10 protein-coding genes are annotated in these 12,653 nt (G+C 57.9%); 2 read left to right on the top strand and 8 right to left on the bottom strand.

Annotation, left to right across the window (positions count from 1 at the left end):
• Positions 1-20: 20 nt before the first annotated feature.
• The 3 genes from AWB74_RS36215 to AWB74_RS36205 all read right to left on the bottom strand — a co-directional run bounded on the left by AWB74_RS36215 (position 21) and on the right by AWB74_RS36205 (position 3,820).
• A complete protein-coding gene (locus AWB74_RS36215; protein ID WP_200822086.1) occupies positions 21-1,442 on the bottom strand; it encodes an ABC transporter substrate-binding protein in 1,422 nt (473 codons plus the stop codon).
• A 215-nt stretch (positions 1,443-1,657) separates the two neighbouring features.
• Complete coding sequence (locus tag AWB74_RS36210; protein ID WP_160110349.1) at positions 1,658-2,824, bottom strand: M24 family metallopeptidase; 1,167 nt, start codon at positions 2,822-2,824, stop codon at positions 1,658-1,660.
• Positions 2,825-3,019: 195 nt separating this feature from the next.
• Positions 3,020-3,820: a GntR family transcriptional regulator gene (locus tag AWB74_RS36205; RefSeq protein WP_200822085.1), complete on the bottom strand. Its 801-nt coding sequence runs from the start codon at positions 3,818-3,820 to the stop codon at positions 3,020-3,022.
• A 284-nt stretch (positions 3,821-4,104) separates the two neighbouring features.
• Between AWB74_RS36205 and AWB74_RS36200 the strand changes: the two genes are divergently transcribed.
• Entirely contained in the window at positions 4,105-5,283 is a 1,179-nt protein-coding gene (locus AWB74_RS36200) for a porin (protein WP_061151424.1), read from the top strand.
• Between the two features lie 445 nt (positions 5,284-5,728).
• On the opposite strand, the gene AWB74_RS36195 is transcribed toward AWB74_RS36200, so the two are convergent.
• Genes AWB74_RS36195 through AWB74_RS36175 form a run of 5 tightly spaced genes read right to left on the bottom strand, consistent with a single transcriptional unit; the run spans position 5,729 to position 11,406 of the window.
• Positions 5,729-7,312 carry a gamma-glutamyltransferase gene (locus AWB74_RS36195; protein ID WP_061151423.1) on the bottom strand — a complete coding sequence of 528 codons (1,584 nt, stop codon included), beginning with the start codon at positions 7,310-7,312 and terminating at the stop codon, positions 5,729-5,731.
• A 54-nt stretch (positions 7,313-7,366) separates the two neighbouring features.
• Positions 7,367-8,272 carry a polysaccharide deacetylase family protein gene (locus tag AWB74_RS36190; RefSeq protein WP_061151448.1) on the bottom strand — a complete coding sequence of 302 codons (906 nt, stop codon included), beginning with the start codon at positions 8,270-8,272 and terminating at the stop codon, positions 7,367-7,369.
• A gap of 29 nt (positions 8,273-8,301) precedes the next feature.
• Positions 8,302-9,051 (bottom strand): SDR family NAD(P)-dependent oxidoreductase, encoded by a 750-nt coding sequence (locus AWB74_RS36185; RefSeq protein ID WP_061151422.1) that lies wholly within the window; start codon positions 9,049-9,051, stop codon positions 8,302-8,304.
• Positions 9,048-10,064 (bottom strand): ketopantoate reductase family protein, encoded by a 1,017-nt coding sequence (locus AWB74_RS36180; protein ID WP_061151421.1) that lies wholly within the window; start codon positions 10,062-10,064, stop codon positions 9,048-9,050. Before AWB74_RS36180 ends, AWB74_RS36185 begins: the two co-directional genes overlap by 4 nt.
• A 31-nt stretch (positions 10,065-10,095) precedes the next feature.
• Positions 10,096-11,406 carry an MFS transporter gene (locus tag AWB74_RS36175; RefSeq protein WP_200822084.1) on the bottom strand — a complete coding sequence of 437 codons (1,311 nt, stop codon included), beginning with the start codon at positions 11,404-11,406 and terminating at the stop codon, positions 10,096-10,098.
• A 263-nt stretch (positions 11,407-11,669) separates the two neighbouring features.
• Between AWB74_RS36175 and AWB74_RS36170 the strand changes: the two genes are divergently transcribed.
• The gene (locus AWB74_RS36170; protein WP_061151419.1) at positions 11,670-12,425 is read left to right on the top strand and encodes an IclR family transcriptional regulator; all 756 of its coding nucleotides are present in this window, start codon (positions 11,670-11,672) and stop codon (positions 12,423-12,425) included.
• Positions 12,426-12,653 lie beyond the last annotated feature (228 nt).

The raw sequence follows: 12,653 nt of genomic DNA, 5'->3' as shown, positions 1-12,653 counted from the left end.
TCTCCTTCCAACGGGGGCGCTTAGGCGCTGGCCTTCAGGCTGTCGTCAAGCCAGACATAGTCAAGGCGAAACACGAGGCCACGGGGATGAATCTTGTAGCCGTGTACGTTTGGACGCTTGGCACGCAGAATGTCGAAGAAGACTGGGATGATGGAGGGCACATCGTCTTCCATCATCTGTTGGGCCTTCGAGTACAGTTCCTGTCGCTGCGCATTGTCAGCTGTTCCGCGCGCCTTAATGACCAGTTGGTCAAACTCCTTGTTGTTCCAGTGCGTTTCATTCCAAGCAGCAGTGGACGTGTAGAGCAGCGAAAAGACCGAGTCGACCGTCGGTTGCATCGTGTAATAGCCGACGTAGAAGGCGCCCTTCTTCCAGACCTGCTCGAGATAGGTGGCGTGAGGCATCGTCTGAACGGAAATGCGAAAGCCTGCCGGACGCGCCATTTCCGCCATCGCGACAGCCATCTGCGTGCGAATCGCTGGGCTATCGGACGCAATCAGCGTGAGGTCGACGCCGTTCGGATACCCCGCGTCTGCCAAAAGCCTTTTGGCCGTCGCAATGTTCGGTTTCTTCAGTTGCGACGGCGCATAGAAGTTAAATGCGCTGCTAATCGGGCTGTCATTACCGGGTTGACCGTAACCTTCAGCCACGAAGTCGACCATGACCTTACGGTCAATGGTGAGTGCGAGCGCCTGACGCACGCGCGGGTCCGTGAACGGCTTTTGGTTGCAGCCCATATTCACGTTGCAGAATTGACCAGACGGCATACGAAGCGCCTGGACGTCCGGCGCATCTTTGAGACGCGCGAACTCAGTCGGGCGCACCAAGGTCATCAGGTCAATGTCACCCGATAGGAGCGCGGAGCCCTCGGCGGCTGGGTCAGGATAAACACGAATCTCGATTCCGTCGAGGTAAGGGCGGGACGGGTCCCAATACTTCTCGTTGCGGACCATGGTGATGACGCGGTCGGGATGAAACGATGTCAGCTTGAACGGTCCGGTCCCGACCGCCGTGCGCGTGAGCGCACCCGGATTTGACTGCAATATTGCTGCGGGGACGACCTTTGCGTTCGGAAACGCCAAGGCCGTCGGGAAGTCGACATAGGCAGCCGACAAAGTGAACTCGACGGTGTGTGCATCCAGAGCTCTAACTTTGTCGATAGGGCCGACGTTCTGGCGGCCAGGTGAGCCGGTCTTCGCGTCCCGAATCGCGACAAAAGACGCAACGACGTCGGTAGATGTACAGGAGGAGCCGTCGTGAAAGACCAGGCCTTGCCGCAACTTGAAGGTCCAGACCGTGAGTTCCGGGTTCGAGCTCCACGACTCAGCGAGGTCTGGTACGGGCAGCATGCCCTCGCCGAGGCGCGTCAACCCAGAGTACAAGAGCTCCGACACCAGATATTCCGGAGTCACCCGAGCTATCAGGGGATTAAGCTTTGCCATCGCCTGGTCGACGCTTACCCTTAGAGTGCCGCCACGCTTCGCGCTCGCGCCGAACGCTAGTCCTGAACTTAGGCTGAACGCGGCGGCAGCCGCCGCCGTGCCTACGAGGAACTGTCTGCGGTTAATTCCGCTAATACTAGGCATACCCGTTACTCACAAGAAGCTGATTGACTTGGGTCGAGGAACCGACCCTCCCATTGACCAATATCGCTGGCTTACCCCTCGCTTCTGAAGTCATCGGGGTAACCCTCCGCGGTTTCGAAGAGCGCACGAGGTAGGCGTGTGAGCCGCCGGGCGCAATCCTTTTCAATTACGACTGACTCGCTGAATGCGATACCCCGGGCTGACGTGTACATGTGAAACACCATGCCGGCTTCGAGCAACCAGTCAGATTTGGGGCTGAAGGTTCGAGTGAAGTCGCTCGAACGAATGGGCTGTTGTGAGTAAAACCCTAGGGTGTATCCAGTGATGTTGTCGTAGGTCTCGCGCAACCTGCTATCGACGACTCCTTGGCGTAGCACTGCGTCGACATCGGATGCTTTCGCACCCGGTTTCATCATCGCGAATTGCTTGTCCTGCAATCTGACCAGTGTGTTCGCGACCTCACGCTGCTCAACACTCGCTCGTCCAATGATGATGCTGCGCATGAGGCGTCCGCTGTAGCCACGGAACCGCGGAACCAGCTCGCAGTGCAATACGTCGCCTTCTTGCAGCGGGTTATCGTGCAAGTGACCGTGAAGAAAGTCCCATCCGCGTCCCGCGGTGACTGGCCCGACGTGGTCGGGCAGTGCGCCAAGCTCAATGTAACGACGTGCAGCGAAAGCGCTTGCCATACGCTCGGTAATCCCCGGCTTGGCTATCTTGAAGATGCCGTTCAGCGTCTCGTCTGCGATTGCGGCGGCGGCTTGTATGTGCTGGACCTCCAATGCCGATTTCACCAATCGCAAGTCCCACGGCAGTCCTGCCAAGTCGACGAACGTCGCGCCCGGGAGCATTCGGGTCAGGGTCTCGAACGTGGAAACGGTCATGCCGTGGCTCTTCTTGTCGACGCCGATTCGTGCCTTTTCGTGTCCATGAAGGATGAGCGTCTTGGCTACAAGTTCGACGGCATCTTCTCCGTCTATGTATCCGACGCTGTTTGAGAACCACGAACTCTCTCGGAACGGAGCGACATCAAGGGAGCGAAGGACCATTACCGGCTCGCCGTTCAGCGGGAGCAAGCATGCGCGGTAGGAGCTGATAGAGCGCTCGTAACCGGTGAAGTACGCGACGATTTCGATATCGTCGACGATGACCACGTCGAGAGCACGCTCTTTCATGGCTTCGCGTATCTTGGCGAGCCGACTAACGAATTCGTCAGAAGAAAACTGGGGGACGACCATGATTTGCCTCATGTGTGAACCGCTAGCCGCAAATCGCTGCTCGCTTATCTTCAATACTCTAAACTATATAGAAATAGACAGGAATAGCGTTCTAGGGGCAACCCTAGGAGGGCCACAAAAGTAAGAGGCCCCGGCTCGACAAGTCGAGCCGGGGCCTCAGGCTGTGAATTGAGTCGGCGGCGTGGCCGCGGCTTACTAGCGGACTTCGTTGACGTACATATGGTTTTCGGTGGAAGCCCGGCGCGTTCCGTAGATGACCGGCACGTTGGACTGGTCGTACGCGACCTCCTCGATTTCAAGTACGGCGGCGGGCGGCGTGAGTCGCAGATACTCACAGTCTCGCTCAGTTGCAAGCGACGCACGCAACTCTTCGCGCACCGCGGATAGCCGAATTCCGTACCGCTCGAGCAGGAAGACGTAGAGCAGTTGAGGGACTTCTGCAGCCGACATCGGGAAGTCTGGAACTCGCGATGCCGGAACAACGTACGTGTCATGTATCACCGGCTTGCCATCAACGGAGCGGATGCGCTCGAGCGTAACTACCTCCTCGCCTTCGTCCAATTGAAGTCGCTCGCGAATGACCTTTGTCGCCACTGACCTACCGAGCCCGACGACGCGGGGCTCCGAGCGCTGCAGAGCTCCGTCGCGGCGGTGAAGGCGGAAGTACTGGTAGAAGTTGCGCAGATTGTGGTGGGGGCTCCGGCCGGTCACAACCGTACCTGTCTTGCGACGACGACTGATAAGGCCCTCTTTCGTAAGTTCCCCAAGCGCGCGGCGGACCGTCCCAACGGCGACTCCGAGTTGCTGTGCGAGCGAGACCTCGCTGGGAAGGGAGCTTCCGGGCGCCCACCGTCCCATCAGGATAGCCTCAGACAATTGTCGTTTGACCACCTCCCAAAGCGGCGCTGCTGCCTCCTGGTCCAGTCTGGTCAAAACAACGGGTACTGGAGAGTCCGATTTCTCGGCCATATCGTCAAACGTCATGAACACGTCCATTTGCTATTTCTTTACAGTTTACAGGAAATAGCGAGCCGTTCGACTCGTTTTCGGCGCGGATGCCCCTGACAGAGGCGGGCTAAGGGTAATTCCCGGGCCCGACGAAGGCGTGCAACCATTCTATTTCCTATATTCTTTATAGTAATCTAGCGGCGCACGAAAGATGGCGCTCGCCTGACATGGTGAACGGCACAGTGCCGCAGGCGACGACCCTCTCACACTGCAATGCACGCGGGACGGCTAGACGGACTGCGCCTCCACTACGCTAAGACTAAGGACACCTAATGAGAAAGTTTTTGTTTGCCGCGGGCGCTTGCGTCGTCGCGTCGTCTGCGATGGCTCAGTCGAGCGTCACGCTCTACGGCATTGTCGACACCGGTTTCATCTACAACTCAAACGCCGGCGGTGAACGGCAGTACGCAATGTCGAGCGGGAACATGTCGGGCAACCGATGGGGTATGACTGGTGTCGAAGACCTTGGCGGCGGAATTTCGGCGGTGATGCGCCTTGAGGCTGGGTTCAGCAGTATTAACGGTACTATCGGTCAAAACGGAACGGAATTTGGGCGGCAGGCATATGTTGGGCTGTCGTCTAACACCTATGGTAGCGTGTTACTCGGCCGTCAGTACACGACGGTCTACGACTTCGTCGGTCCTTTCGAATCAGGTCTAGCGTGGGCGGCGGCCGGAGCAGGTTTCGGCGCCCATCCGGGCGATGTCGACAACCTAGACGGCACAAACCGCGCGAACAATCTTATCAAGTACCAAAGTCCTTCTTATAACGGGCTGCAGTTTGGCGGCATGTATAGCCTCGGAGGTCGCCCTGGCTCCGTCGGCACGAATCAAATCTGGGCGCTCGCCGCCTCCTATGGCATCGGTCCATTCAAGATGGCGGTCGGCTATCAATCGACGCACAATCCCAACTTCTCGTTCTTCGGCAATAAGGCGAACGACAGTACGACCGCCAGCAATATGAGAAGCCCGGTCTACTCAGGATACGCAACGGCAGGCTCCCAAAACATCTTTGCGGCGGGCGGCTCATACGTTCTTGGCAACGCGACTCTGTCCGTCGTGTACAGCAACACTCGATTCGGCTCCCTCGGAACGCAAGGGGTGACTGGAATGACGGCTGCTCAGAACGCCTATCGCGGTACAGCTGCTTTCAACTCCTATGAAGGCAACGTGAAGTATCAATTCACCCCGAGCCTCAGCGTTGGCGTTTCTTATGCTTACACGAGCAATGGCGGAAACAATGGAAGCGGCGGCGCCGACTACCATCAGGTCAACGTTGGCACGGACTACCTGCTTTCAAAACGGACGGACGTCTACGCCTTGGTCTTCTATCAGAAAGCGAATGGCATCGACTCGACCGGTCGGGCCGCCACTGCAGCGCTTTTTGGCGCGACTGCTTCGAACAGCGACCGGCAGACAGTTGCCCTTGTCGGCATTCGCCACCGCTTCTAAGCGTTCGATAAGTTTCCTGTTGGAGTAAGTCCACGTTCAGACGGGACTTACTTTTATCAGTGCAAGGCGTTACGTCGACGGCACGGGAGCGGCGTATAGGCGCCGCGATTCACACCCGATGCATCGGTGATTCTCGGTCGCTGCGTCGGACGCGGACTTCCTGAGCCAACGAAGACTTGCGGCGCGAAACAGAATTGACGCGCAACGAAAAACGGTCTACCCAGCGTCCTGTGTAGACCGATTCTCGTCCTTTCTGCTCTCGTGAAGTGGATGTCTACCTCTAGCGCAATTCACGCCTCCGCTGTTTTTAGCAGCTCGCCGTTTGCGCTTGGCAATGACTCTACTCCGAGGGATTTCGTGTGTTCGTTATGTTTGAACACTGAAACCTGACGCGAGATAATCCTTCGATTCACCGTCCCGTACCTGCGTAGGATGAACGGCCTACCTACTGCGGACCCAATGCCGCCGACCAAGGCGAGAACGCATCACTGACTCCGCGCGCCGTTCGACCATCGAACCGCTCGATGACGCTGGGACGCGCGAAATTGATTGGCAGCACGTTGTGGTCAACGACCTCACACTCGCCAAGCTCGCGTAGCGCGTGCAACACAAGTGCCGGCAGTCTTCGGTCCGCACTGACCTGTTCAGGTCCGGATACGTCAATTCGCGGGCAATGCGCCGCGTCACCCACGCTCATGTCGAAATCGTGCACCAATAGCAGCAACTGGGCGACTGCAGCCATGATTCGCCGGCCACCCGCTGCGCCGCCGGCGACGACCGGGCGACCATCGCGCGAAATGATTGCGGGACACATATTCGACAACGCTTTCTTGCCACCCTCGACGCTATTTGAAGTGCCAGGCCTCGGGTCGAACCACATCACACCATTGTTCATGACGAAACCGGTTGACGGCAGTACCACGCGGCTTCCCATTGACGAGAGCAGCGTCGTCGTCAGCGCAACCATTGAACCTTTCGCATCGCACACGTTGAGATGTGTCGTGCATCCCTTAGGCGCCGACGGGTCGCTGCTATCTTCGTGAAGCCTCTTCTTGTATGCCGCTTTGAGAGCCTTCGCTATCTCGACATACCACTGAGCCGAAGGATGCTTCTCTTCGCGTCGTGAGACTGGCGGCTCAAGCATTTTGAAAGCGTCGGCAAGGGTCGGCCCTGCGTTCATCCCCGAAGACAGCTGGATAGACGAGTCACCCCAGGGCACCGAAAGAGCATGAGCGGTCTCAACCTCATAAGCGTCCAGTTCCTCTCGGCCTATCAGGCCGCCCATCTCCGCGATGTCCCTTACGATGGACGTGGCCAAGTCTCCCTGGTAGAAATCGCGCCAGCCTGCATGAGCCAGTCGTTCGAGCGTCTCGGACATGCGACCAAGTGGGAGAAAGCCCGGTGTGCCTTGGTACGGAGGAACCGGCGGCAATCCGTCGCGCAGAAAAATGCGTGCGGTCTCGCCGTATTTGCGCATTATCGGCGCGGCCTGCGCCAACATCAGCGTACTGAACCAGTCCGATGGGAGCCCGCGCTTTGCAAGGACGATGGCCGGTTGCAGCACTTCCGAGAGAGGCATGGTCCCCCAGCGTTCCAGCATCGTGCCATAGCCCGCAACCGCCGTCGGAAGACAGAACGACAAAGGTCCGTGGGAGTTTGCGTCGTTCTCTACTTGCGGCCAAGGAAAAAGGTCCGTGGCCGGACGTCCGGTAAGTGGGAACAACTCAGGCCGCAGCTTACGTGGCGCAACCGGGCCAAAGTGAATTGACGTCGCAGTCCCTTTGTCGTGACCTTGATAGAGCGCAAACCCCACGCCGCCGAGACCGGAATTCCAAGGTTCGACGACAGCAAGGGCAAAGGCGGTCGCGACAGCAGCGTCAACGGCATTGCCGCCAGCTTCGAGAACTGCGACGCCAGCCGCCGACGCATCATAGACCTGAGATGCCACTACGCCCTTCGAGGATTCGGCAATGGGCTTTCGGACCGTCCAGTTATGAACTGGGTAGGTCAGAGGTTGATAAGAAACCATGTTCGTCCGTTTTTCGCATTCGTTGGGTGGAAATGCTCGATACCAAGAGACGCGTTAAGCCGCGTGCTTCTTCACATATCGAACAACCTCTGAGTGCGTGGCAATCCATGCTTTGCGCTCACGGGCATATCGAAGAATTTCTTCGAGAATCCAGATGCGTGAGCGTGCCCCGATAACATGGGGATGCATCGTCAGCTGGAAGAGGCCACCGTCCTCCAACGCCGCGTCCAGTTCCCGCTTGAAGATGTCCAACACGTCGGTCGGGGCCGTATAAGGCCGCAATGCACTGAACCGGTTCATCATGAAGTACACGGCGTCATCGCGAATCCATTCGACAGGCAACTCAACGACGCCGGTTTGTCGACCGTCGAGAAGCAGCTCGTAACAGTCCACGTCCGCCATCAGCGACGAGTCGTACTCAAGGCCCATTTCCTCTGCGATACGCAGCGTATGGGGACTAAAGTCCCACGACGGCGTACGCATACCAACTGGTCGAATTCCAGTGATTGCCGTCAACGCATCCGATGCGCGCAACAGTAGGTCTCGCTCGGCCTCGTAAGGCAACACGGAGTTCAGTTCGTGAATCCAGCCGTGAAGGCCGATTTCGTGACCGGCTTCAGCGAGGCGCTTTTGCTCATCGGGATATGTGAGAGCGGCAACAGCCGGGACGTAGAAGCTCGCTCTTGCATCAAACCTGTTCAAGACCTTTTCGACATTGGGGACGCCCACCCGATTGCCGTACTGGCCCCAGCTCATTCTGCCGATGGACTTGCCGCCATCGCGCAGCTCATTCGTTTCATGGTCACTATCGAATGAAATCGCGACAGCGCATGGTGCATTGTTTGGCCATGCTTTCGGGCGCAGGGTGCGTCCCGCACGAACATGGTTCAAGACCCCGCGCCAGTGCTGCTCATCCCATTGCCACGGCTTCAGTTCTTCGTGATTTGACTCGATGCTCATAGTGCTCATTCCTTTTGCGTGCTGGACGGTTACTTGCCGCCATCGACAGAGATAATCTGGCCGTTCACGAATGACGCGAGCGGCGACGCGAGAAAGACGGTGACATTCGCGATATCCTGGGGTGTACCCAACCGGCCAAGTGCGATGCTGCGCATCAGCGCCGCTTGATTGTCCGGCCCCATGGCGTCCCACTGCGCCTCAGTCGCCGGGTTCGTGCGAACAAAGCCAGGGGCGACGGAGTTGACGCGGATGCCGAATGGCCCAAGCTCATGGGCGAGTTGTCGCGTGAGCCCGAGGACTCCATGTTTAGCTGAACAATAGGCCTGCACGCCCGTGAGCGATGCCTGAAGCGCGGCGCCCGAGGAAATAGTGATGATTGCGCCACTTTTCTGAGCTTTCATCACAGGCGTCACCGCACGCGCCAGTGCGAACGCGCTTCCTAGATTGATGTCAATTACACGGTCCCACTCATCATCGGATACCGTCTCGAGTGGCTTGTGTGCCTGACCCATGACTCCACCGGCGTTGTTGACCATTACGTCCAATCGCCCAGCCGACTCTGCTATGGAAGCAACCCATTGCGCCGACGCTCTGCGGTCGAGCAGGTTGACGACGGCTGTTTCGATATTGGGCCCCTTCAATGGACTCAGCGCCGCATCACTAACGTCGGTGGCGTACACCCTCGCTCCGAGGTCTGCGAACTGCGCCGCAATCGCACGTCCGAATCCGCTACCAGCACCTGTGACGGCGACAACCTGACCCGAGAAATCTAGTTTCATGCAAGCAACTCCAGGAGATTGGAATCGGACATTGCCCGATGGCCATCTTCAATTTCGTGAATCATCTTCTGAAGCCCGGCGAGCGTCGGCGTCTTGATTCCATGTCGAGCTCCTGCGCGGATGACTTCGCCGACTTGCATGTCCACTTCAGTCTTGCGTTTGCGAATGGCGAGGTCTCGCCAGATTCCAGAATGTGTTTTGGCGTTGGGACGATTGAATGCCACCATCTCGTCGACGGTTTCTTCCACCTCTGATTTCGGCGCGCCTTCGCGGAAGGCCTCTGGACGAAAGCCATTGAAGCCCTTTGGACGGACGCCTTCGGCTTTTGCGACGCTTATCACCTCAGAGCCAATTTGCTGCCACAACGGAAGGAGTTCGGGGCGTGCGAGGCAGTCAGCGATGCCGAGGTCACCCACCGCCTGCGCGTGGAGCATGGACCCATAGGCCAACTTGCCCCAGAGATAGGAGTCAATGTCCTCCGTCGCGATGGCATCCGGCTCGAAGTGCTTCATGTCTTCGAGCAGCTTCTTCAGGCGGTCCGTAGACGAACCGTCGAGCTCTCCCAGCACGACTGCGGCACGATTTCCGTAAAGAATCTCGCCGGGACCGGTCCAATCGGCGCCGAAGTTGACAAACGCACCGACCACTCGCTCTGCCCCTACGACCGTGGCGATGTAGCTCTCACAAAGACCGTTCTGAAGAGAGAGGACATAGCCATCCTTCGCAAGAAACGGCTCGAGTTGCTTTGCAGCAGCTTCCGTGTGCTGACTCTTCACGCACAGGAAAATTCGCTTCCAAGTCCCGTTGAGCTCCTGCGGCGTGAAAGCCGGTCCGGTGACACGCAGGATGCTGACCGGTCCAGTGATTACCAAGCCTTTTTCCGGGTTTCGGATGGCGTCGACATGTTCTTCGACGACGTCCACATATGTCACGTCATAGCCAGCTTTTTGCAGGTGGGCGCCAACGGTACCGCCGATGGCGCCAGCGCCCCAAATGAGAATGTCACCTTCCATGTGTTCGTTCACCTATGGTGTTGAAGCTGGTTTAATCGAGAGCCTTATGCGCGGTTTCCTTGAGCCAGAGGATGACGAATCCCGATATAAGGGCGGCCGCAACCAGGTAATAGGAGGGGGAAATCGGCGAACCGGTTTGTTGAATGAGGCCGGTCGCAATGAACGGTGCGAAGCCACCAAAAATTGCCGTGGCAAGGCTATACCCGATGGACAGAAGCGTCGTGCGCGACTTGGTCGGGAACATTTCGCAGAGCGCTGCAGGGGCCGCGCCAGAGAAACCTGCGATGAAAATATTGAAGAAGATTTGGATGGCGACGGCCATGCCGAAGCTCGGATGCGCCAGCAGCAGCGAAAAGAGCGGATAGGCGAAAACGGCGAACACCACGCAGCACGCAAGAAGCAACGGCTTTCGCCCCCAACGGTCCGACAGCAGGCCCGAGATAGGCGTCATGGCAACGAGAACGACGAGCGCGATGGAGTTCGACGCGAGTGCCTGGAGTTGTGTGAGTCCGACATGCTTCATCATGAAGGTCGGCAAATACGAGAGCATCACGTAGTACGAGACCGTCCAGATAATCGTGAAGCCAAAGGCGCGTCCCATCGCTGCAAGCGCAGCTTTCCTCGTCGGCTTTTCAGCTTTCTCTCCGGCTGCCTGTGCTTCTTCGAATTTCGGCGTCTCGTGCAGCGACCGGCGCATCCAGACGCCGACGACTAGCAATACGCCACCGAACAGGAAGGGAAGACGCCATGCCCAGCCATCCATCTCTTGCGTCGTGAACATGGCAGTGACGCCGGCAACAGCGAGGCTTGAAAGCAGGTTCGATGCCGCAATTGCCGCCTGACCGAACGCGCCGAAGATGCCGCGCTTGCCCTCGGGGGCTGATTCGACGATGAGGGAGGTAGAGCTTCCCCACTCACCGCCAGCGGCCAAACCTTGGATTAGTCGCAGCGACACCAGAAGTATCGGAGCGGCGAGGCCAATGTCTTGATACGTCGGAAGGCAGCCAATTCCAACGGTGCCGAGAGCCATACCGAAAATCGTAATTTGAAGCGCGAGCTTGCGGCCAAGCGTGTCGGCAATGCGACCGATGATGACGCCGCCAAGCGGGCGAGCTAAAAAGCCGACGCCGAAAGTCGCGAAGCTCGCGAGCAGGCCGGCGACTTCGTCGCCACTTGCAAAAAACTTCCGGGCGAGCACCGACGCGAGGAACGCGTAGACGATGAAGTCGTAATACTCGAGCGTGTTGCCAATCATCGCCGCAGCTAGCTGCTTGCGGGGCCGTACCGGCGCTTGAGTCGCTTCCATTTTGTGACGACCCATCACTGTGTTCGAAGTTGCCATGCGCTAACGCCTCCTTGGGCTCAGACGCGCTGAGCGCGTTCCTTTGTGGTATCGTTCATATATACGAACATCGTTCATGCACATAAACATAGTTTCACGCGGGCGTTCGAGCGCCAACTGGGGTTAACCCCTCGGCTCGGCGCTCGCAAGCGACTGGCCTGGTGTCGGCCGCGGGAGCGAACGGCTTCGCGTAATATTCCCGGCTACTGTCGAGTCGCAGCTGAGGAGGTTCGAAGCTGCCTTTTGAAAATGAAGAGAGAGAAATGAGTGAAGTACGGTCAGCCGCGCGGGTGCTAGAGCTTCTGGAGTACTTTGCCGGCATTGATGGCAGTGCAAGTCTGGCGACCGTGGTGTCAACGTTTGGTCTGCCAAAGAGCAGCGCTTTCGGTCTGCTCAAGACCTTATGCGCGCGCGGGTACCTCGTTCGTAACGAGCAGGGTTCATACGAGCTGAATCCTTACTTCCGCAGCCACGGATTCGGATGGGGTGGCGACCACATCGCGCGACTTTCGGCTCTGGCGGAGCCCGTGATGAAGCTTCTTGCGGAGGAACTGGACGAATCTGTCAGCCTTGGAATAATGACCAAGGACGGAGAGGTGAAGGTCATTAAACAGACCCTTTGCAAGCAACCGATTCGATATGAGATTACGGTGAATCAGCTCTTGCCCGCCTTCTGCACAGCAATGGGCCGAGTGATGCTTTCCGTGTTGCCTGATGAGACCAAGCAACGGATGCTGACTCAGCAAAAGATTGTCGCTCGGACACCGGTGACAATTACGGACCCGACGCGCATCGAGCAAATCATTCAACAGGCGGGTATCGATGGCTACTGTGTAGTGGCGGACGAGTCCGACTTGGGTGGGACCGGCGTAGCCACTTGCATCTCCTTTGGTCCGGGACGCCCAACGGTAGCGATGAACGTTGCTTGCATCTCGGCGCGGTTCCCAGAGAAGCGCGAAGCCGTAATAGCAGCACTCATGCGGGAATCCGCGAAATTGCGCGAACGCGATGAACGGTAAGTGCGACTTTATAGGCTTGCTGTCTCTCGCGGGAAAGGCCGCTCATATGCGGACATCGCTCAGCTCCCGCGCCTCAGACAAGCTAGGTCGTCCGTTTCAATGGAGACGTCTTCCGGGATATGTACATCATGTTGCGTAAGACATCCTTGCGTGGCTGGGTCGGCCCCCGCAAACACCGGACATGCGGCAACGCTTAAATTTTGAGGTAGTCTTCTGCCTATGTTTAAG

Source organism: Caballeronia arvi (assembly GCF_001544695.2).
Taxonomy (GTDB): domain Bacteria; phylum Pseudomonadota; class Gammaproteobacteria; order Burkholderiales; family Burkholderiaceae; genus Caballeronia; species Caballeronia arvi.
The sequence above is the reverse complement of the archived record's forward strand: the minus strand, read 5'-3'. Positions and strand labels throughout refer to the sequence as shown.

Coding starts and splice junctions, on each gene's coding strand:
- AWB74_RS36195 (WP_061151423.1), bottom strand. CDS start 7,312: ATGGTTTCTTATCAACCTCTGACCTACCCAGTTCATAACTGGACGGTC.
- AWB74_RS36185 (WP_061151422.1), bottom strand. CDS start 9,051: ATGAAACTAGATTTCTCGGGTCAGGTTGTCGCCGTCACAGGTGCTGGT.
- AWB74_RS36215 (WP_200822086.1), bottom strand. CDS start 1,442: ATGGCAAAGCTTAATCCCCTGATAGCTCGGGTGACTCCGGAATATCTG.
- AWB74_RS36200 (WP_061151424.1), top strand. CDS start 4,105: ATGAGAAAGTTTTTGTTTGCCGCGGGCGCTTGCGTCGTCGCGTCGTCT.
- AWB74_RS36190 (WP_061151448.1), bottom strand. CDS start 8,272: ATGAGCATCGAGTCAAATCACGAAGAACTGAAGCCGTGGCAATGGGAT.
- AWB74_RS36205 (WP_200822085.1), bottom strand. CDS start 3,820: ATGGACGTGTTCATGACGTTTGACGATATGGCCGAGAAATCGGACTCT.
- AWB74_RS36170 (WP_061151419.1), top strand. CDS start 11,670: ATGAGTGAAGTACGGTCAGCCGCGCGGGTGCTAGAGCTTCTGGAGTAC.
- AWB74_RS36210 (WP_160110349.1), bottom strand. CDS start 2,824: ATGGTCGTCCCCCAGTTTTCTTCTGACGAATTCGTTAGTCGGCTCGCC.
- AWB74_RS36175 (WP_200822084.1), bottom strand. CDS start 11,406: ATGGCAACTTCGAACACAGTGATGGGTCGTCACAAAATGGAAGCGACT.
- AWB74_RS36180 (WP_061151421.1), bottom strand. CDS start 10,064: ATGGAAGGTGACATTCTCATTTGGGGCGCTGGCGCCATCGGCGGTACC.